The 21809-nt window shown below is 47.8% G+C and carries 18 protein-coding genes and 1 pseudogene; 11 read left to right on the plus strand and 8 right to left on the minus strand.

Features of this window, described 5'->3' with window-relative positions; all coding sequences use genetic code 11:
- The 5 genes from PPG34_RS15185 to PPG34_RS15205 form a co-directional block, all read left to right on the plus strand.
- The coding region (locus PPG34_RS15185) for a YnfA family protein (protein WP_313834289.1) at positions 1-287 on the plus strand (287 nt) is incomplete at its 5' end.
- A 1323-nt stretch (positions 288-1610) separates the two neighbouring features.
- Positions 1611-3383: an N-acetylglutaminylglutamine amidotransferase gene (locus PPG34_RS15190; RefSeq protein ID WP_313834290.1), complete on the plus strand. Its 1773-nt coding sequence runs from the start codon at positions 1611-1613 to the stop codon at positions 3381-3383.
- Positions 3384-3406: 23 nt separating this feature from the next.
- Positions 3407-5167: an N-acetylglutaminylglutamine synthetase gene (gene ngg / locus PPG34_RS15195; RefSeq protein ID WP_313834291.1), complete on the plus strand. Its 1761-nt coding sequence runs from the start codon at positions 3407-3409 to the stop codon at positions 5165-5167.
- A gap of 24 nt (positions 5168-5191) precedes the next feature.
- Positions 5192-6388 (plus strand): osmoprotectant NAGGN system M42 family peptidase, encoded by a 1197-nt coding sequence (locus PPG34_RS15200; protein WP_313834292.1) that lies wholly within the window; start codon positions 5192-5194, stop codon positions 6386-6388.
- A 177-nt stretch (positions 6389-6565) separates the two neighbouring features.
- Positions 6566-8374: an OPT family oligopeptide transporter gene (locus tag PPG34_RS15205; RefSeq protein ID WP_313834293.1), complete on the plus strand. Its 1809-nt coding sequence runs from the start codon at positions 6566-6568 to the stop codon at positions 8372-8374.
- 187 nt (positions 8375-8561) lie between these two features.
- Here the strand turns inward: PPG34_RS15205 and PPG34_RS15210 are convergent, their stop codons facing one another.
- Positions 8562-9083 carry a hypothetical protein gene (locus PPG34_RS15210; RefSeq protein WP_313834294.1) on the minus strand — a complete coding sequence of 174 codons (522 nt, stop codon included), beginning with the start codon at positions 9081-9083 and terminating at the stop codon, positions 8562-8564.
- 270 nt (positions 9084-9353) lie between these two features.
- On the opposite strand from PPG34_RS15210, the pseudogene PPG34_RS15215 reads away from it, so the two are divergent.
- From PPG34_RS15215 to PPG34_RS15235, 5 genes and pseudogenes are all read left to right on the plus strand, one after another.
- Positions 9354-9767, plus strand: a pseudogene (locus PPG34_RS15215) (response regulator).
- A gap of 471 nt (positions 9768-10238) precedes the next feature.
- Complete coding sequence (locus PPG34_RS15220) at positions 10239-10574, plus strand: S1 domain-containing protein (RefSeq protein ID WP_313834295.1); 336 nt, start codon at positions 10239-10241, stop codon at positions 10572-10574.
- 255 nt (positions 10575-10829) lie between these two features.
- Entirely contained in the window at positions 10830-11582 is a 753-nt protein-coding gene (locus tag PPG34_RS15225) for a hypothetical protein (protein ID WP_313834296.1), read from the plus strand.
- A gap of 77 nt (positions 11583-11659) precedes the next feature.
- Positions 11660-11947 (plus strand): sll1863 family stress response protein, encoded by a 288-nt coding sequence (locus PPG34_RS15230; protein WP_313834297.1) that lies wholly within the window; start codon positions 11660-11662, stop codon positions 11945-11947.
- A 204-nt stretch (positions 11948-12151) separates the two neighbouring features.
- A complete protein-coding gene (locus PPG34_RS15235; protein WP_313834298.1) occupies positions 12152-13009 on the plus strand; it encodes a PstS family phosphate ABC transporter substrate-binding protein in 858 nt (285 codons plus the stop codon).
- A 114-nt stretch (positions 13010-13123) separates the two neighbouring features.
- On the opposite strand, the gene PPG34_RS15240 is transcribed toward PPG34_RS15235, so the two are convergent.
- The 6 genes from PPG34_RS15240 to PPG34_RS15265 all read right to left on the minus strand — a co-directional run bounded on the left by PPG34_RS15240 (position 13124) and on the right by PPG34_RS15265 (position 18297).
- Positions 13124-15619 (minus strand): efflux RND transporter permease subunit, encoded by a 2496-nt coding sequence (locus PPG34_RS15240; protein WP_313834299.1) that lies wholly within the window; start codon positions 15617-15619, stop codon positions 13124-13126.
- Between the two features lie 215 nt (positions 15620-15834).
- Positions 15835-16185: a hypothetical protein gene (locus PPG34_RS15245; protein WP_313834300.1), complete on the minus strand. Its 351-nt coding sequence runs from the start codon at positions 16183-16185 to the stop codon at positions 15835-15837.
- A 331-nt stretch (positions 16186-16516) separates the two neighbouring features.
- Complete coding sequence (locus tag PPG34_RS15250) at positions 16517-16765, minus strand: hypothetical protein (RefSeq protein ID WP_313834301.1); 249 nt, start codon at positions 16763-16765, stop codon at positions 16517-16519.
- 146 nt (positions 16766-16911) lie between these two features.
- On the minus strand, positions 16912-17265 hold the full coding sequence (locus PPG34_RS15255; RefSeq protein ID WP_313834302.1) for a cupin domain-containing protein: 354 nt from the start codon (positions 17263-17265) through the stop codon (positions 16912-16914).
- A 67-nt stretch (positions 17266-17332) separates the two neighbouring features.
- On the minus strand, positions 17333-17728 hold the full coding sequence (locus PPG34_RS15260) for a hypothetical protein (RefSeq protein ID WP_313834303.1): 396 nt from the start codon (positions 17726-17728) through the stop codon (positions 17333-17335).
- Between the two features lie 263 nt (positions 17729-17991).
- Complete coding sequence (locus tag PPG34_RS15265) at positions 17992-18297, minus strand: PepSY domain-containing protein (RefSeq protein WP_313834304.1); 306 nt, start codon at positions 18295-18297, stop codon at positions 17992-17994.
- A 464-nt stretch (positions 18298-18761) separates the two neighbouring features.
- Here PPG34_RS15265 and PPG34_RS15270 point away from each other — a divergent pair, with 464 nt between their 5' ends.
- Positions 18762-20069: a transaldolase family protein gene (locus PPG34_RS15270; RefSeq protein WP_313834305.1), complete on the plus strand. Its 1308-nt coding sequence runs from the start codon at positions 18762-18764 to the stop codon at positions 20067-20069.
- Positions 20070-20076: 7 nt separating this feature from the next.
- Here PPG34_RS15270 and PPG34_RS15275 read toward each other — a convergent pair whose 3' ends face one another.
- On the minus strand, positions 20077-21801 hold the full coding sequence (locus tag PPG34_RS15275; protein WP_313834306.1) for an FAD-dependent monooxygenase: 1725 nt from the start codon (positions 21799-21801) through the stop codon (positions 20077-20079).
- Between the last annotated feature and the right edge of the window lie 8 nt (positions 21802-21809).

The following is a 21809-nucleotide window of genomic DNA, read 5'->3' on the forward strand; positions in this document are numbered from 1 at the left end:
GAGGCTGTTTTGCCTTCTGGATGTGGCTCCGATTGGACCGCTCGCCTTGGTGGGCAACAGCAGGCATCATATCCCTGGTGATCTTTGCGGTCATATTGACCCGCTCAGAAGCCGCTTTTGCCGGACGAACCTATGCGGCCTATGGCGGGATTTATATTGTATCCTCGCTGTTATGGTTATGGGCTGTTGAAGGCGTGAGTCCTGATCGATGGGATGTCGCAGGAGCCAGTATTTGTTTGGCCGGAGCCGCCATTATACTTTGGAGCCCACGACCTCTTATTCAATAAACAAATGGTTTCTCTAAGGCTGAAAGGTTCTGGAAGATAAAATTTAGAAATTAAATTTGTTTGTTATTACCTAGTGAAGCACTGGTTGAGAAAACCGGAGTCCTGTAATCAGAAAGTCATAGGGTAAAATAACTCGTAGAATCACGAAACTGACAAATTCCCTGTTAATTCCCTGTTTGGGATAGTCATATCCCTTAACCCATGCTCAAAACCCATTGAATTGCCGAAGGATTTACACGTGGAGGCTTGATTTCTTCCTTACATATTGAGAAATTTCCCTGTACTTTCCCTGTTAAAGACGGAAATGAAGATTGCCGCTAGTGACTACTATCTTACCGGTGAGTCAGTAGTAAATTGATATATTCTAAGGTAGAGTTAGGAAACTGGAGAGAAAAATTGGCTGCTGACTACCCACATCTCGGGGAGTCACATTCGAACCAGCGGTCCTTCGTGCGGGAATTCGGGATCAACAGAGAGAGTGCTGCTGCAGACTCCCTCCACCGCCAGAATATCATCTACAATAAATCCTCACTTCACCCTTCTAATTTTAAAGTCGCTCCCGAGCGGGAGACCAAAAATAAATTTGAGCAGAAACATAGCATTCTGCGCTAAGCTCCTTCGTGAACACTGACTGACTGGCTACCTTCCTGACCTACCACAGGTTTTGCTGAAATTGAGAAAGAATGGCACTTCCGGTGGCAAACTTCGCAAGGGAATATTCACACCTCAATCGCTCCACGTTACGCCGAGAAGGAATCATAACTTTCGCCACGTGCTTGCAAAGAATTCATTACAAACCTTCGTATCGTAGGACCTTGGCCGGAGCCTGACACATTGTGAACGAAAATCTGTTCCGCTAAGTAAGCATTCGAATATCATGAAGGTGGCTTCGGGCGCCCTCCACAACTGCAACCTCTTTCGTGTGTATGTCCACTTTTAGATGCGAAACCCCAGACACTTTTCACAACCAGTGCATATTGCATGGCGTGTCAGAGTATACCTATGGATACCAATCTCACCACAGCCGCAATTGATTCCGTTCTCTTCATTAAACTCGTCTGGCGTATGTTTCGCTGGTGTGAGAAATCTTTACTTCATGAATGGTTTGACAAAATCAAGCTAAGTTACTAGGTTAAAAACTCCCAACCAACATCATCATCTCTTTTAAACATAGGCCATTTTAAAGAATGACAATTCTTCAGGATGGCCTTCTTTTCCGGATATTATGAAGGCTTAGGAACATTGCTTTTGTATTTTATGGAATTCCACAAGACGAACCAGGCTCCGCGAAGATTATTTCCTCCAGTGTAGGTCCCAGGAACTATGTGCGGAATTCTCGGGCAAATAAATTTCTCAGGTGACCCAGTCAACCCCGAAGGATTGAGGGCCATGAGTGCCACGATGATCAACCGGGGCCCTGATGGAACGGGTCTATATGTTCAAGGACGACTGGGGTTCGGCCACCGACGGCTCAAAGTGATTGACCTGTCTGACGCGTCACAACAACCCATGATGGATTCCGCATTGGGTCTGGGAATTGTGTTCAATGGTGCCATCTACAACTACAAGGAATTAAGAAAAGAGCTGGAAGGGAAAGGCTATACCTTTTTTTCCCATGGGGACACAGAAACCATTCTCAAGGCCTATCATGCATGGGGGGAAGAATGCATTCACCGCCTAAACGGCATGTTTGCGTTTGCAATATGGGAAAGAGATTCGGAACGGGTGATTTTGGCACGAGACCGTTTGGGAATTAAACCGCTCTACTATACGGAATCGCCTCAACAATTTCGTTTTGCCTCGACCCTTCCTGCCTTATTAGCAGGAGGACAAATCGACACAGAGATTGACCCTGTGGCCCTTCATCACTATTTGATGTTTCACGCCGTGGTCCCGGCACCCCACACCTTACTCAAAGGGATCAGGAAACTTGAGCCCGGCACCATGTTGGTTATTGAACCGACTGGGTCACGCCGACCTCATCGCTATTGGAACCTTTCCTTCGATCAACGTGAGGATGAAAAGTCCCTGGATGCACGCTCCTGGGAAGATCGACTGTATGATGTCCTTCGTACGGCTGTACGGCGTCGGCTGATTGCTGATGTGCCGGTCGGTGTTTTACTGTCGGGGGGACTGGATTCTAGCCTCATCGTTGGCCTGTTAGCCACTGAAGGCGCCCAAGGCCTCAATACGTTTTCCATTGGATTTGAAACGGTCGCGGAGGAAAGGGGGGACGAATTTTTCTATTCGGACATCATTGCCAAAGAGTTTTCCACCCAACACCACAAACTCCCAGTAGATTCCGCCCAGGTTCTCCCGAACCTGCCAGGGTGCATACAAGCCATGTCCGAACCCATGGTAAGTCACGATGCCATCGGGTTCTATCTGCTCTCCCAGGAAGTGTCCAAGCATGTCACGGTCGTCCAAAGTGGGCAAGGGGCCGACGAAATATTCGCGGGGTATTACTGGTATCCCCCGCTGTTGAAGAGTCAGTATCCAGTCGAGGATTATCGCAAAGAATTTTTTGATCGTGATCAGGAAGAATTCTGCCGCACCGTTCATCCCCGATTTCATGAACAGGATCATAGTCACGATTTTGTCGAACGTCATTTTTCACAACCAGGCGCCTCCAGCGCCATTGATAAGGCTCTACGGCTGGATACCACTATTATGTTGGTGGATGATCCGGTCAAACGCGTCGACAACATGACGATGGCTTGGAGCCTGGAAGCCCGAGTCCCGTTTTTGGATCATGAGGTCGTCGAGTTGGCCGCACGAATCCCCGCGGAGATGAAAATCGCCCAAGGCGGAAAAGGTATTCTTAAAGATGTTGCTCGACGGGTCATTCCCGCTGAAGTGATCGATCGTCCCAAAGGGTACTTTCCCGTTCCTGCTCTAAAATATCTTCGAGGGCCTTATTTAGAAATGGTGCAAGACGCCTTGGTATCCAAGGCCAGTCAGGAACGTGGCCTATTCCAACAAGCATACGTTGATAAATTACTTCATAGCCCGGACGACCATCTTACGCCTTTACGGGGATCAAAACTCTGGCAACTCGGGCTCTTGGAACTGTGGCTTCAAGCACACGACATTTAGAGAGAATAAGGAGATAGAATTTATTGAGAACCAAGCCTGTGCCTCTCCTTGCAGCCGCGGATCGACGACCCAGTGGGCCAACGGTGAAAAGCTGGGAAATCGGCCCGGCGACGTACCAAGGACAACAGGTCAAACCCAAAGTCGTTCAGGACTGTGGTTGGGGTCGCCTAATCTTTGCTCACACCTTTCCAGGGGCCGAAGAGGTCGCCTCGACCCTTCTGAAAGAACGTCCCGGACAACGAGACATCGCTTTTTATTTACGCGATCCTCATGTGTTATTGTCCATTCACCCCCACAAACTCTTCCTGGATCCTTCTCACACGTTTCGACTATGGTTGACAGAGTATCCATCCGATCCGAATAGAACCCCGGGATTTAAAATCACCACAATCCAATCGGAAGCCGATATTCTGTCTCTGAATCGAATCTATACGGCCCGGGGTATGGTGACGGTCGATCCCGATTTTCTGAAGAAACATCGTCGATCACGAAAAATCCTCTATTTGCTAGCCAAGGATCAGGCAACCCATGAGGTCATTGGTGTGATTATGGGAGTCAATCATCGTCTGACTTTTAACGACCCCGAAAAAGGCAGTAGTATTTGGAGCCTGGCCGTAGATCCCCAAACATCCCATCCCGGGGTAGGAGAAGCGTTGGTTCGGCAGGTCGCGAAACGCATGAAAGCCCGCGGGTGCAGCTACCTGGACCTCTCCGTGTTACATGACAATCATGAAGCGATTGCCCTGTACCAGAAACTCGGGTTTGACCGTATTCCCGTGTTTGCGGTCAAATTGCGGAATACAATTAATGAACGGTTATTCTCTGGTCCGTCTCCCGACCAGCGCCTGAACCCGTATGCCACGATTATCGTCAATGAGGCCAGACGTCGAGGCATAGATGTCGATGTACTGGATGCCGAAGCAGGGTATTTTCGATTGACGTTTGGAGGACGGGCGATCACCTGCCGGGAATCCTTATCAGAATTCACTACCGCCATTGCGATGAGCCGATGTGCGGATAAAACTTTGACCCGACGGTTACTCAAGGATGCCGGGTTATCCGTTCCGGCCCAGGTCGTGGCTCAAGGAGGAAAAAGCAATCGTGATTTTCTTCGACGATGCAAGTCGATCGTCGTTAAGCCGGCGACTGGCGAACAAGGAAAGGGTGTGAGTGTGGATGTGCACACCGTGAAGGCGATGGAGTCTGCCATTGCCCATGCCGGAAAATTTGGAGATCAGGTGATTCTGGAACAATACGTCAAAGGCGAGGACTTACGCATCGTACTCATCAACTATGAAGTCGTAGCTGCGGCCATTCGACGACCCGCAAGAATCACTGGAACGGGACGCCATACCATTGCCGAGTTAATCGAACGGCAAAGTCAGCGTCGGGCACGAATGACTGGTGGAGAAAGTCGCATTCCCATGGACAGCGAAACGAAGAGGTGTGTCAAAGAAAGTGGATATCAACTCACAGACTGGCTTCCCAAGGGCAAGTCCCTCACTATTCGAAAAACAGCCAACCTCCATACCGGGGGAACCATTCACGATGTCACAGAAAAAATTCATCCCGGATTAATCTCCGCCGCCATAGTGGGAGCCAAAGCCCTGGCGATTCCCGTCGTCGGTTTCGACTTTATCGTCCCGACGATTTCGAAATCTGACTATGTCATCATTGAAGCCAACGAACGACCGGGGCTTGCCAACCATGAACCACAACCAACAGCAGAACGCTTCATCGACCTGTTGTTTCCTCAAACTAAAACACCGACACATTCCATGTAAGCTTCCGGCGAAATAGAGGATTGTATGACCGAAACACACATTGACACCCATTATCTCCTGCACGTCTTGCAAAAACTGTTGGCGATCCCCAGCCCCACAGGCTACACCGATCAAATTGTTCATGCCGTGTCGGATGAACTGAAACAATTGGGGATTCCGTTTGAGCTGACACGACGAGGCGCGATTCGTGCCACGATGCAAGGAAAAGTCCAGTCCCCCGATCGGGCCATTGTCGCCCATTTGGATACGTTGGGTGCCATGGTCAAGTGGCTGAAAAATAACGGAAGATTGGCCATCATTCCGATCGGAAGTTGGTCCAGTCGGTTTGCCGAAGGGTGTCGGATCACCCTCTTCACGGATAACGGTATGTATCGCGGCACGATTCTGCCCCTAAAAGCCTCCGGCCATACATATGGGGATGAAATCGATACACAACCGGTGTCCTGGGAGAATCTTGAGGTTCGGCTCGATGAGGCTGTCTCTGACAATAAAGCCTTCATCCAGCCATTATCGAAAGTGCATGATCTCCAGAGACTCGGCGTCAATATCGGCGATTTTATCGCTATTGATCCATCACCGGAAATTCATCCCAATGGATTTATTAATTCGCGGCATTTAGATGATAAGGCAGGAGTTTCCACCATTCTCGCCGCGGCAAAATCCATTATAGATTCGGGAGCCAATCTTCCGATGGATTGCCATTTATTGTTTACTATTTCCGAAGAAGTCGGTTCCGGCGCCTCAGCCGTTTTACACGGTGACGTTGCCGAAATGGTCACCATCGATAACGGCACACCCGCCCCTTTTCAAGCATCCAGCGAATTTGGCGTGACCATTGCCATGGCCGATTCCGCAGGCCCCTTTGATTTCCACTTGGTGAGACGGTTGATTGGCTTATGCGTCGACCATGACATCCCATTTCAACGAGACATATTCTGTGACTATCGAAGTGACAGTGCTTCGGCAGTGGAAGCTGGAAACGACATTCGCACCGCCCTAATTACCTTTGGTGTGGACTCCTCCCATGGGTATGAACGCACACATCTGAGTGCGTTGGATGCTATCGCAAGATTATTGGCTATCTACATGAAAAGTGATCCCGTATTTTGGAGAGATCGAGACACCTTGGGATCGGACAGTGATTTTCCCACTCAACCGATTGAAGAATCTAATTTTCCCGATTCTGATAAGGGAGTAATCCTTCACCAACAGGACCGTTAACAGGCCACTTGAAATTCATTTCCGACGAAGGAGGGTGAATTCAGAGCACCTTAATCCAAGATGGTTTTCTCTCATGACTAACGGCAGCGGCGTTTTTTAGAACATCAGAATTCGTTCATGAATCAAAGCACCACATAAACCAGCACGAATTGTTGGTCAATTCGTGTGTTTCGTTACATGTCCTCTTTTTCCCCACCCAACACGACCGATCCACAATTCACGCTCCGTGCCATTGCCACGGGAATGGTTTTAGGGGCCATCCTTACCCCATGTAACATCTACAGCGGTCTGAAAATTGGATGGACCTTTAACATGTCCATCACGGCAGCCTTGCTCAGCTTTGCCTTTTGGAAGGTACTGGAGACAACGTCCCACAGTCATCCGTGGGGTCTTTTAGAAAATAACATCAATCAAACTACGGCTTCCTCAGCAGCATCAATCATTTCGTCAGGATTGGTCGCTCCCATTCCCGCGTTAGCGATGTTGACGGGTGAGAAATTGTCCTGGTCGCTTCTCACGGTCTGGGTCTTTTCCGTCAGTCTTATTGGCATTGTGGTGGCAGTCGGACTTCGGCAGCAGATGCTGGTGCGCGACCAGTTACCCTTTCCCGCAGGAATCGCCACGGCGGAAACCGTGAAAGAAATCTATGGAAAAGGCGGGGAAGCTCTGGCTCGCGTCAAAGTTCTCCTCACCGCGGCTGGAGTGGCCGGATTTTTAAAACTTTTCAACGACGCATTCGTGACCATTCCCAAACTGGCACTGAACTGGACATGGACCATCAGGGAAACACTTAGGCCCACAGGAATCTCCTCGGTCTCGTTGTCCAATCTCGGGTTTATCCTTGACCCCTCTCTTCTGATGATCGGATTTGGTGCGATTATTGGGATTCGTGCAGGGCTTTCCCTCTTGCTTGGGACAATTCTGGCCTGGGGAGTGATTGGTCCATGGGTCTTGACCCAAGGGTGGATTCCGATGGAACACCTCAAGCCGGAGGACTATTGGTTTGGAGCGATGGTGGAATGGTTGCTTTGGCCCGGGGTGACGATGATGGTCATGGCTTCTCTTACCTCGTTTGCCTTGTCCCTCAGACCGGTTTTGAGACGGATTTTGCTCGCTCGACCAACCTCTCTTTCCAATCCTTCAGTTTCCCAAGATCCCCATGAGGTCCCACGTCGCTGGTTTGTCATCGGACTTTGTGGAGCACTGGGATTTGCCGTATGGACCCAAGTGGCCTTTTTCAGCATCTCAATCTTCGTCGCTGTCCTGGCGGTTCTGCTCTCGTTTGTCCTTGCGATCGTCGCCGGACGGGTTTCGGGAGAAACGGGCATCACCCCTATCGGAGCCATGGGAAAAGTTACTCAACTGACCTTTGGTTTCCTTATTCCTGGGAATTTTACCACCAACCTGATGGCCGCGAATGTCACGGGAGGGGCAGCCGGACAATGTGCAGACCTGCTTCATGATCTCAAGACCGGTATACTCATTGGCGCTTCCCCTCGCCTTCAAACCTTAGCCCAGATTTTCGGAGTCCTGACGGGATCACTTGTGGGAAGCGCGGTCTACCTCATCTTAATTCCCGACCCTCAAGCTATGCTGCTCACCGCGGAATGGCCGGCTCCTGCCGTCGCGACATGGAAGGCTGTTGCTGAAGTGTTCCAACAGGGGATTGAGGCCATCCCTCCGGGTAGTCTATGGGCCATGGGCATCGCCGGTCCCTTGGGCATGGGCATGGTCCTTCTCTCTCACAGATTGCCAGGACACATCAGCCGATGGATTCCAAGCGCCTCGACGATGGGACTCGCCTTTGTGATTCCTGCCTGGAACTCCCTCTCCCTATTTATCGGTGCCCTTCTTGGCGTCGTCTTGATGAAATTCGCCAAAACATGGGCGGAACGATTTGTTATGGCCTTGGCAGCCGGGCTAGTTGCCGGTGAAAGTCTGGCTGGGGTCACGGGTATTTTGTTGAAATTATTTGGGCATGCCTAGTTAATAGGAGAGGGCCATTCGTAAGGCGGTTAGTTACAACGCCAATGTCACACGAGTCCCAAAAATTGTTTGGTCGAAACTCTGGTACGGTTCGCATGACAGTGTTATCGCGTCATGACAGGAGGTATTCATTATGCATTACCGAGGCATGACCAAAATTTCATGGCGATACATGGGCAACTCAATTTTAGTACATAGTTCCAAAGTCAGCTTGACCAAAAAATCGAACAGGCCTTTCCCCCTTCAGATGATCTGGCGTGATCTGGTATGTTCCCTTAATTGTGGGTGTCCATATAACCTGTGCGGTTTCTTCATCACCGCCCCCAAGGACATAGGCAATACCACCAACAATCCCTCCAAGACCTGCGTAAGCTGCTTTAACGGGAAAATATATGAGCGTGAGTCCCCCGCTCGCAATCTTGAGTCCAGTGTCGGTCGGAGCATTATTGTCATAATCAGTGATAGGCGTTGCCATTCCAGTGCCATGAAATGTTAAGCCACAAAGAAGCGTCCCCATTAGAAATACAAGAAGTTTGTTGATTGGCCGTTTTTTGTCCATTTTGAATGCACCTCCGTTTTTTGATTCCTCATTAGCCAAAAATCTTAGGGTATAACCCCACCACTGCAGAACTAAGATATCTTGCTCATTTTTTAGCCATTCTAATTCCTTATTTCTGAACAACCCCACCCTTTTAAAGAATTCTATCAAGTTGCGTCGTTCATTGAACTAGGAAAAACCCTGGACACGTATTGGGTCCAACCGTGGAATTAAGAGGCAATTAAGTACCTCAGCGATCTTTGACTAAGGTACGATTCAAATTCGTCCACTCATGCTTGAAAATTTTCATCGAAGAATCGACAAGTCCTTTGATTTCCATAATCAGTAATGAGCGGATAAACCCAACAAGGGTTTTCACCAGTGTATTTTCTTGTTCTTTTCCTCATTCTTAACGGATTAGATATAACCCATACTAAGGATATGGACAGTTCCTACACCATTCCTTATCAGCCAAGAATTCTTCTTGTTGATGATCATACAATGATACTGGAAAGTCTCCAGGAGTTATTGAAAAACCAATATCATATCGTCGCGACCTGCTCCCAAGGTCATTTGGTCATACAGGAAGTCTCTCGTCTTAAACCTGACTGCCTCCTTCTTGACATTTCAATGGGTGAAGCAAGTGGTTTTGACATTGCTCGACAATTAAAACAATAACGGCATCACACCAAAGTTATCTTTGTGACGATGCATGAAGAGCCAACTTTTGTGCGCGAAGCATTTCAAATTGGCGTGGATGGATATGTGCTTAAACAGAGTGCTCCTTCGGAACTCCACATGGCAATTGATAATGTCATGAATCATCAACGACACCTTTCAACACACCTACAGTAGATATGCGAAAATGCACCTGAACTTTATATTTTTTCTCCCCAACATAGCCCGACAATTGATTCGAACAAAACGAAGCATCGGACTTGAAGATTTCTGCCGTCGGTGAAAACCGAAGGCCATCTACTATCTGTCGCAACCATCAGCGCTCTTCTCATTCGCGGGAACCCACCATACAAAGATTTTGAGCATTTTTTTCAATGAAAATTCATCGAATAAAAACGTTGGTGGACATTTAAAGAATAGACATCACGTTTTTGTCTATCGAAACGATCTTGTACTTCTCGTATGATAAAAATATGCATTTTGAATGAAGGAGAATTTGAAACGCTAATGGCCTTTAGCTTAAAGAAGGGACTTAAACCTACACAGATATAACCTCAACGTATGAGGGTTCGTTTAAAAATGAGGCCCGGTTGTTCTTGAGGCCAAACAATCACAATATCGATTAGATCGTAAGAGGAGGAAACTGAGATGATCAGAAAAATAAAGAACAGTGCAAAAACCATCTGCATGGGAATTGCCTTTCTAGGCCTGATTGGATTGGATGCATCCTTTGCAGGACACGGAGATACCCTCCCTCAGGCACACTCAGAATCGTCAGCAAGTAGGATTGTCTTTGGAACAGTGGATGATGTTGCAAGAAATCTCGTAAAAGTAAACAAAGACAAAACGGAGGGCATTACACCTCGATACATCGACTTGAGTGAAGTGAAAAAAAATGAGGTCTTACAAAAAGGAGATAGAATCAAAATGAAGGTGAGCAATCATAATATTGTCACAGATTATTGGGTTGTGACGAGTAAATAATCTAGGCAAACAACAAACGTCCATAGTCATAAAAACCAAGCAACATTACCAATATACCGAAAGAGATGAGCCTGATGTCTTTTCCAAAGATGAAACGCTTTACTATGATCATCAGGACTTCGCTCATGACCGCTTTGGGTATACGAAGCAACGATTCAAAAAAATAGGCAAGCACGATCAAATACTCGAAATCTATGTCGACGCACCAAATGTAAACTTCTTAACAACCGAGACACACAAGGAGTAGTTGGGCAAATGTTACGGAATATCAATGCCATGATCGGTCACAGCCTCGAAGCGTCAGATGGAAATATCGGCTGCAGCTCGGACTTTTTGTTCGACGACCGAGACTGGGTGATCCGATATATGGTTGCCGATACTCAGAAATGGCTTCCGGGGAGAAAGGTGCTGATTGCCTCGTCGGCGCTCATGGAACCAGACTGGGACCAAAAGTGCTTTCCCGTGGAACTCACCAAGCAACAAATCAAGGACAGTCCCCCGCTCGATGAACATGCACCGGTGTCTCGCGAATATGAAATACTCTTTCATAAATATTATGGCTATCCCAATTATTGGGAAATGCCATTATTCGGAGGGTCTTATCCCGGTATGAGCCTTGGACCGAGCCTTCAAGAACCACACTGGAGTGAAGACATGGCAGCGGATTATCAACATGCCAAGGAAAATTCGCTGCGCTCGGTGTTGGAGGTCATTGGGTATGGCATTCAAGCTCAAGACAGTCAAGTGGGGGAGGTTAAGGATTTTATCATTGATGATCTGTCCTGGACCATCCGCTGGTTGGTTGTAGACACTCGAAAATTTTTACCTGGCCCCAAGGCTCTCGTGGCACCAGTTCGGGTCGATTCTATTGCTTGGGCAGAAAACGACGTTCAAGTAAATCTTTCAGTTGACCAAATCAAAACTTGTCCAGAGTTCGATCCAACCATTCCCATTACCCAAGAGTATGAGAACAGACTGGCTGAACATTACGCCCAGCCAAGGAACTGAAAAGTTGAAATTTCATTTATCCAGGTCACAGTTGTTCTTTCCAATAACCTTTAGCTTAGAGAGAAAGGGAGATTCTAATGAGTGAAAAAGAAGCCTATCAACAAAAACTAGAAGGAAAGCTCGACGAGTGGAAAGCCGACATTGACAAACTCAAGGCAAAAGCAGAGCAAGCTAGTGCCGATGCAAAGGTCGAATTGGAAAAACAGGTGAACGATTTACGAGGCAGACAAGAGACAGCAAAGACAAAGCTGAACGAGTTACGCCAAGCTGGGGATGAGGTATGGGAAAAACTTAAAGGAGAAGCGGAAAAGACATGGAATGATCTGGGTGAGGCTGTAAAAACTGCCTCATCGAAATTTAAATGATGGATGCTTTGCGTATTTTTTATGTCGAGTGTTTTCCGTTGGATTGTTTTTGGTCTTAGCTTCATTGCGATGGCGGGAAGTTTTAGTGGCCCCCTCACTTTAGCACAAATCAGCTCATCGGTTGGAAACGATCTTTTATCAGAAAACGACCAACCTCTCTTATCCCTTCCAACATTTCAACCTACCAGATCATTTGTTCCCAACGTGCCTATTACAGCAATCGGGAGCACCAGCACAATCCATTTGGTAGAAGACCTTGTCGAATCGGCACAAAATTCGCAGCCAGGGCTACTGATAAAAGTACGCAGTGTGAATGTTGCCGTCACCCCAGAATGGTGGAACCTCACTGATTTCCCCACAATAGCAATCTTCTCGGGACCCATAGCCGATGAACACCTAGCGACGTTTCAAAGACAGCGACATGCCTTTCCCCTTCACCTCAGTATTGGCATTGACGCCATGATCATCGTGACACACAAGACCAACCCGATTTCCGAACGTGGCCTGACACTGGCTCAGATCGATGCCATATTTTCAATGACTCGAAACCGCGGCCACAGTCCCGTACATTTATGGAGAGACATTGACTTGAACGGTGCTTGGAAGCAGCGTCCGATTAATATCATTGGGCAGGATGCGTCATCCAGTTATTTTCGGAATTTCATACGACATGCGCTGAAAGAAGGAGACTTCAAACACCAGGTCATACGCCTTCCAAATTCAGCTTCCGTGGTGAAGGAGGTAAGCCGCGACAAATATGCGATTGGTTATACAAGCAAGAGCGCACTGACAACAAAAGTTAAGATTGTCCCTTTGAAGTCTCGCATGAATTCGGATTTTATTGTTCCTACTTTTCAACAGGTTCAGGGAGATCACTACCCTCTTCTGGTGACACTTTCACTCTATAGTGATGCCAATTCCAATGAGCCTCTCGACCCAACAGTCCAAGAACTTCTAGACTTCATATTGAGCCGACAAGGACAAGAAGTGCTTTTGCAGAGAGGGTACACCCCTCTCACTCCTCAGCAGATTCAACAGGAACGCAGTAAGATCAGGAATTGAAAAAAGATATCCGCCACAAGAAATCGAGAATAGCGATATTTAACACCCCTCCCCCATTGTTTACCCCTCTGTGCCGCCTTTGGTGAAGTGCCCATTTTCACGCAAAGGTTGATTCTACACAGATGTCGAGGTTTTATACCCTAGAGGTCGAAACAGGACAAAGAGGAGAGGAAGGAGAGTCAGATCAACCAATAACGCGGAGACCATAGCAAATCCCGTCAAGAGGCCAAAGTAAACCGTCGGAACAAACTCTGACAAAGCCAGGATAGAAAACCCAAGAGTAATCGTGAGCGACGTATAATGCATGGCGCGACCGATACTTTTATGAGCCCGCCGAACCGAAGCCCAATAATCTCCGTCTTTTTGAAACTCGGTCTTATATCGATGGACATAATGTATCGTATCATCCACCGCAATACCCACGCTGATGGCAGCAATTGTAATCGTCATAATGTCTAAAGGAATCTTAAACCAGCCCATGATACCCAGGACTAATGCAGCCGCCAGCGAGTTCGGAATAATGGCAATAGTCGCCACTTTGACCGATCGGAACAAGATCATAAACATGACAAATATAGCGATAAAGACGAACCCAAGCGTAACAATTTGAGAACGAAACAGACTCTGGAGCATATTGTTATATAACACCATCATCCCAGTAAGCTGCACCTGGTTATTGTTCAAACCGAATTCTTCAACGAAATGGTTACGGATTTTTTTTAATAATTCCTGTCGATTCAAGGATGTGTCCGATTCATACACTCGCACACTGAAACGAAGTTGATCGCCTTCCTCCGAAAAGTACGGTTCGATGAGAGTTTCATTCATATTTTGGGGTAGGCGGTTATACAATACGGAGAGGAACAAATCATCAAGAGGCCCGTCGCGTTTCAATCGTTGCAACATCGTGAATGCGGTATGCAGTGACAGCACCTTTCCCGTATCCGATAAGTTGTCCAAATATGCATGCATGTTGGCGATATCGTCGAGCTTGAATGAATTGAACCAATAGCTGGAATTGGTAATGCCCGCATTGCCTGTGGTTTCATCCGCAAATGGATCGTTCGTGATATCCGGTTCCTGCTCTGCTTGCCAATCGTTAGGTGCATCAATGATGACATCGAGGGGTGTCGTTCCCCCGAGTTTTTGATCGATTAATTCCATCCCCTGGTAAATTTCCGTGGATTCCTTGTAGTAGTCGATGAAACGGTTTTGTACGCTCAAGCGACTCATGCCAACAACACAGACCACGGCCAACATAGCGCAGATGAGCAACGTCGATTTACTATAGGTTCGAATGCCTTGGGCAAGAAATCCTGTAAAGGTTTCAGTAAAATCTCGACGTGAAGCGGCCTTGCCAGGAGAGAACAGCATTAAGGCCGCGGGAAACGCTGTAAAGGCCAAAACAAAGGCGATCATAATACCAATGACCATCATCCACCCAAAGTCGATCACCGGACGAATATCGCTGAAGACCAACGAGCCGAACGCCACCATGGTCGTGAGCGCTGTATACACACAGGGCATCACCTTCGTACGGATGGTTTCTTTGACCAAGAACCGTTGATCCTTATGAGGATGCTCTTCGTGCAATTCACGATAGCGGACAATCAGATGAACCAAGAGAGACAGGGTAATGATGAGCAATAAAGAAAGGAAGTTTGAAGAGACGACTGTAACTCGCCAATCGAGAAACCCTAAAAAGCCAATCATGATGAGCCCTGTCACCAAGCAAATCATCAGGGAGAGGATAACCCAACGGGGGTTCCGAAAGGCTATAGTCAAGATAATAATGATAAACCCCAACACACCGGCGCCAAACACTTTCAGGTCGTGGCGGATAAAGGCTATTGAGTCTGCCACGATCATTGGGACACCTCCCAAATGCAACTCAGCCATGCCTTTATGACGATCCATGATTGAACGGATCGTCGCAATATCCTCAGCTTGTTGATCTAACCGTTCTGAGGTATAGGCGTTGAACCTCCTGGAGACCGTTGCCAGCTCTCTAGTCTCCTTCTCTGAAAGTTTCAACTGAAGCCGTTTTTCGCGTAACTGGTTCCGTTTATTGAGGAGGTCATAATAGATTTTGTCCCGATCAAAACTGATTTGAAGTGCCGTCGTGCTTCCATCAGGACTGATCAACAGATTTCGGTACAAAGGACTCGAGAGGAATTCGCGACGGGCGAGAGTCGGATCGGTCGTTGGATCTTCCAAAGTTGGGGCACCTTCGCTCAGTTCCGAAAGGGTCAATGGAGGACTTTGAATCAGTGGGACATCCAGAATGCTGGTGACAGAAGCAATTCGCGGTAAGGCATCAAGGGAATCTCGTAATTGAGTCAGGTCGTCTAACACCGAGGACTGAAAAAGGGACTGTTCAGGCGAGTATGTCAGAATCAAATAATCATCAGATCCATATCGAGCGCGAATTGATCGGTAGTCGCGAAGAGCCTCATCATTTTCCAACACCAAGGAGTCCGCAGAGGCATCCAGTTTAAAGTCAAAGGCGAAATTCCCGAAAACGGCGGCAAGCAAGCCAACGACCAGCAAGGTCACCACAGGCCTTGCGAGTACCAATTTGTCATAGACGCCAATGGAAGAAAATGACATAAAAGGAAGTGAAAAAGTTTTTAAAAATCAGGTGCCGGACCTGATGAACAAAGAGTTTCAAGATTTGGAGGCTTTTCGGTGAGATACAATTACTACAGGTGAAGGATCCATGGCCGCTCAGAAAAAAGGAATGGCAAGTGACACCTCATTGTTTTATGCCTAACGTAGCCATTCCATTTTTCTGGACATCCCGTTGTGCTAAAACAGCGATGAGATTACCGCCGCAGTTGCCCTTCCAAATGGACAACAGACGTGGTAATGCCCTCAGGTGATACCACGGCCTCGATGTGTTCGCCGACCTTAAAATCATTGGCATTTTTATGGCTGTTCAATGGCATGGGAATTCGTAGAATTTTTCCGGTGTTTCTGCTCTTGATCACCAATGTTTGTTCCTCAACTTCGACAATTTTACCTTCCTTGACTCCCGAGGCCACCGCTGCATCAGAATTTTGGTCTTGCATTGTCCCACCGTAGGCGGGAAACATGCCGAAGAGTAACAACATTAACGAGCAAGCAGAAAGCGCAATGACGCCTGGCTTGACCCTACAACGATTTTTTCGTCTCATGGTGCTCTCCTTTCAACTTTTATTAATTAGTTTGTTGATAATCTATACTATCGAGGATTGATCTTGACCTGTTCTTGCCTGCGCCACAACAGACTTTTTTCAAAACCATGAAAAGCTTTTGTCCACTGACACAAGGCAAAGTTTTACCCTAGAGCGAAGTACCACTGACTCCTTGGCACACCTCGTATGAAACGCACGATAATGTATAATTCCGCAGGCTACCGAGTCTTTTAGTGTCCGTCAGCCACAGACATTATGGGCACACTACTATTCTCTATGGCAGTTCCTCGGTCATGCCCTCAGCTTGAATTTGATAACCTGAGTTGAGCAATTAGGTTTTTATGGCTAGAGCTTCAAGCCCATCAAACACCTCCTGAAGCATATGAGATGTCCATTCTGGCGGAGCTCCAGCACGCCATGGCCCCACAGGTTTTTGATCATGATGAAGCTGACGATGGAAGAACCCACGGTCTTTTCCTAGCACGACTTTGTACTTGTGCCCGTTAGGGGAATCGACGACTTGCCGAAGCTTTCGTGTCGGTTTCATGCTGCTCTCATCTTCCAAAAATCGGTGTTGCATACTTTTTCTCTCCTTTCCTAAATATGCCTTTTCCAGACTACCATAGTTCACAAAGCCGGCCGCATGAGATGAATGAGGGAACATCTATTAATAGTTCAAACAGGAAATACTTTCCAAACCTTCACAAAAATCAGCAGGTTGCGCGCTTAAGAAGGAATTTGGATCTCATCCCGACCATGAACCTGAGCAGGTGGATGCGTGGCCTCGACTGCTGTAAAGGTTTCCAAAACCGTATAGCTATGACTTGAACCTTTTGGGACCACCCAACAATCGCCAGGATCGAGCAGAATAGTTTGACCTTCGAGCTGTAGCTCTGCTCGACCTTGAAGCACATAACCCACGGTTTCATAATCCCGCTGTGTGGGTGATTGAGGCTGTCCACATGGCTCATGTTCCCATAACCGCATCGCGATGGTCTTGCCAGAAGCGAGATATGTTTGTCCCAAGGGGCCTTTGGGTGAATGGTGAGCACTCACTTTTTGTACAGACGAATCAGCCATAATCATTTATCCTTCCTGATTTCGATATAGTACGATGTATTTTCTCGCATGAATCAAAAACTTCCCCCTAAGTGGGCATCCCGGGCGGATCTTCATGATCCTCCCCGGCCAAGGCCTCTTCCTCAACAGCTTCCAATTCCTCTAACTGGGGGAGAATACCCTGAAGCAACTGCCGCCGTTGTTGAACGGCTTTCATAAATAGATCCTGTGACAATGGTTCTTGAGCCGATTCGGGCAAATTGACGACCGCTTCCGCTTCGCCCATGACGGCATATTGATACGTTTCCATGTGCGGGTTGGCTTTTCCAAAAGTTTTAGCCAAAAGAGTTTCTGTCTCTCGGTCGAACTGGGCAAGGGCGTCTTCTTCAATCTCCCCCTGACTAAGGATTTCCAATTGGTTGAGTAACGCATGGAACTGGTCGGTTCGTGAAAGCGGTGAGAAGGATGCATTGATATTTGCCATAAAGAAAACTCCTTACCTTTGGGCTTGAGGCTCGAAGAGCTTAAGATCCCCCATTAACTAAAAAGTCGCGTAGAAAATAGCTGTTCATGCGGTCAGGATAAATCGAAAGAGAGGGAGCATTGTCTTATTATTTATAGTGCGTGCTCTCACATTCCAGTTTAATGGTTTTAACCTCCCACAGCTCCCCATTCTCTGCTAAGGTCGCTGAACCGTCGGCGTCATACCCACCTTTATGATTGCACAATCCCTATAGAGAAACAGAATTAATCTTTTTCCATTTTAACCGTTTTGCCTGATTTTGCGTCGATGTACACTTCATAAAATTTTCCGTCATCCCCTAAAATCTCCACTTCATAGACGAGTCGGTCCCCTTCTTTTTCTAGCTCAGCTTCTACTACTTTCCCGGGTTTTTCGTTCACAGCATGAATGACGGCTTTTTGAAGGGTAATTTCTGCTGTGGCGGAAAGATCTCGTTTGTTCTGTTCGTCGTCCGTGAACATATCGAACAACGCCCAAGAGGGATTGACCCACAGTAAGACCATGCTCACAATTAATATCGATCGTTTCATAAATCCTCCTTTTGCGAATAAGCCGTGTGATGAATGGTACCTTCTAGAAAGATTCTAACCAATCACCTCCCACCGAACACCTGGAAAAAACCCTGGAGGCAGCTTTTAAAGAAGATTCGGTCCACTACTTGGACTCTTTGCCTTCCGAGGGCCGCTGTAAGGACGATTTCAGCCGGAGCAACGAACCTTCTCGAGACCATGTCACCCTGGTAGTGGAAATCTACCGATTAAGGGTTTTTAACAGTAGTGATCACCAAGCGGTTTTGTTATAAGGCAAAAAACGAAGGGGACCCAGACAAAGTAAGGGGGTAAGTAGCGTAGACTATTGAGACCCAAGTGGGGAGAGCTTAGCAACGAAATTTCCCCTAAATCAGTCTTTTGCGGATGGAGTATTCGGGAGTGAGTAGACCCATAATCGGTATCAGAATCAAGGCACCACCCTATGCCACATGTAAAGGAGTCGTATGATGAAAAGCCAATTGATGCTGGATTCGTTTCGAGACCAATTAATGGCCTTGGAACACACTACGGGATTTGCAGCAAAACCAAAAATCATCAGCGCTCCACTGTTAGGCGCACTCAAATCTGCCGGCACATCCCACGTGTATGCAGATACGGCTGACAGTGAAGAATTACGAAAAATTATTGAGATTGAACAAGACACGATTATTGAAGAAATTGATGGAAACACGGTCAATCAGCCACTAGCAGCGAAGGTCATCCATCGATACCTTGAACAGGATGATTTGATTGAATGGGTTCGAGAGTTTCGTGGACAAAATCCTGCGAAGACCAACCATGAAATGGTCGAATGGCTGTACGCGGTTGTGTGCGGCCGAATCGGCAACGATATGATTCGCGCGTTTGCAAGCAGTCGTTCATGGGAAGTCAGCCTGCAATTGCACATGGGGCTGATGGCAAGTCCCGATAGGGCCCACTACATTGGGCGCATTCTGCGAACCGTGGTCCCCAGTGCGCTGGTCAAGGTCCCGTTTACCCCTCATGCGCCCGTATGTTTCCTTGTGGCACGGGACCTCGAACAGAAAGGGGTTCCCGTAAACTTCACGTCGACATTTTCTGCGCGACAAGTTGTCGCTGCCGCACTTCTAAGCAATGCGACCAGAACCAACGTTTTTATGGGCCGGTTGGATCAAGGGCTTCACGCGAAACTTCTGGGTGCCCACGTGACTCTTGAGGCACAACGGCAACTCATCCGCCTCAGGAGCAAACACCAAACCCACACTCAGCTCATCGTCGCCAGCCTACGGGATTGGCACAGTGTTGTTCAGACGGCTGGGTGCGATGTGTATACGATTCCATGTCAAGTCATTCGAGATTTCCTGCAACAGCAAGAGGTATCTCCCGCAGACATCAAGAGTCAGCTCGACACATCCTATGAGGATCGACTGAAGATTCCGGAAACCATTGTCTCCAAACTTGGAGCCGATTACATCGCGCGCCTCTATACCATTGAACCGGAGTTCGTGGAATTCCTACTCGAATATCGAAAAACTACCGAGTATCAGAATCTCGAAGATGGTGACCAACTGGTCCGACGTTTTGAAGCAGCCGGGTTCAAAGATGTGTTCTATGCCCCCACAGAAAGCGAATGGTCGGAAATGCGGCGGGGGAAGATTCCCGATCTTGACGCCCCACTCACCCAGAAGCTGGCACTGGACACATTATATAGCCTGTTGGCTGATGCGGATTTTGAAAAATGTCAGGAAGGAATGGATCGGGAAATGGAACAATACTTAAACAGGGAAGACTGAAAGCCAATCAACTGCTAGGCGAAAGAATGATCTTGGAAAAATATTGTTGAAGTTGTGTGACCTCAATTGGTTGACTTTTGTATCCCACGTACCCATCAGGACGAATCACATAGACACAACACTGCTCTAGATCCGCACCATTTCGAAGGTGAAGCGTTCCATCGCTATCCCGAATAATGGAACATTCAGGATGCAGGTTAGATTGATCGTTTGCTGTTTGCACAACGAGAATACGGACGTTAGGGACAAAGGCCTTCCCTATGAGGTCATGAAGATTTTCCAACATGGGTTGGGATTCTCGAGGTAGTGTTCGACCAATGAAGATTAGCATCGTATGGTGAGGGCTCCGTAGGAATTGAGATAACCGACAGACCTTCATGTCTGCCTGTCGGAAAGATACGTCCGGAGCACGTTCGCCAACATCGGGAGGAGCTGTTGCATTCAACGCTCCACGACCGGAAAAAATGCGCGTCTTCCATTTTTGTTTGACCGTAGTATTGATCTGTTGAGCACGGACAATCGGGCTCTGCGGATATTGAGTGTCGAGTTCCGCAAGGGCATGAACCATTCTTTGTTGGAAGACTTGAGATTGACTTACGAGCGTCACTAGATGATTTCGGACCCACCGCGAAACAGGATGTCGCAAGGTAATCAATTTCGTTCCCCAATGGGTCCCCGACAAGAGTGAGGCAGCCACAGGTCGCCGTTCCTGCTCATACGTGTCAAGCAGCGACTCACGTGAATATCCCCCACTCACCAATGCCAGTTTCCATCCGAGGTTAAACGCATCTTGTATGCCAGTATTCATCCCCTGGCCACCGACAGGGCTGTGAACATGCGCGGCATCCCCAGCGAGGAGCACATGCCCTTTGCGGTAAGACCTGACAAGACGTCGAGCGATGCGGAACTGTGAATGCCAGCAGAGTTGACTGAGAACATTGCGACTTCCAGATTCCCTCCCCACACGTTGCCTCCAATAGTCTTGAAAGTCTTGGATAGTAATATCCGCATCAACCTTTCGCAAAGACTGATGAGTTTCATCTACGACTAATCGATAGCAATCCTCCCAAGGCAAAGGAATAGCCAGCAGTACACCGTTGGGCGATAAAAAGACATGGGCTTCATCTGAAGGAAGGTCTCCGTTTACCGTGAGATCTCCAAGGAGAAAAGACTCATCATAGCGTTCTCCTTCAAACGGGATCTCCAGACATGTCCTGACCGCGCTACGCGCACCACCGCATCCAACTACCCACGAGACTGCCTGAGGATCTCGTCGCTGATTCGACCTTGGATCTTGAATAATGGCCATGATGTTTTCCCGAAGGAATTCCAGGGTCTCCAACTGGTTCGGTCGTTCGACCCTCTCGCCCAGTAAGGTGAGTCGCTCAATAAGAAATTGTTCCGTTTCATTTTGGGGCAACACCAAAGCAAACGGATAGGGCGTGTCTAAGTGTTGAAAATCGAAACGAGCGATGCATTGGCCATCTGCATACAAGTTGAGTGCGTGAATTCTACGTCCACGCCGGCATAGGTCGTCGGTGAGTTCAAGCTGCTCGAAGCATTCTAACGTTCGCGCATGGATGGCAAGCGCTTTAGAATGTTGAGAAGGCTGTTCCTGCTGATCGATGATCCGGAACGGGACGCCTCGTCTAGCGAGATCGCAAGCTAAGGTCAGTCCGGTTGGGCCAGCCCCCACAATCAACACTTCGGCAGAATTCCCCGTTGGTGTCATGTCGATCC

This window comes from Candidatus Nitronereus thalassa (genome assembly GCF_032191465.1).
Lineage (GTDB): Bacteria > Nitrospirota > Nitrospiria > Nitrospirales > UBA8639 > Nitronereus > Nitronereus thalassa.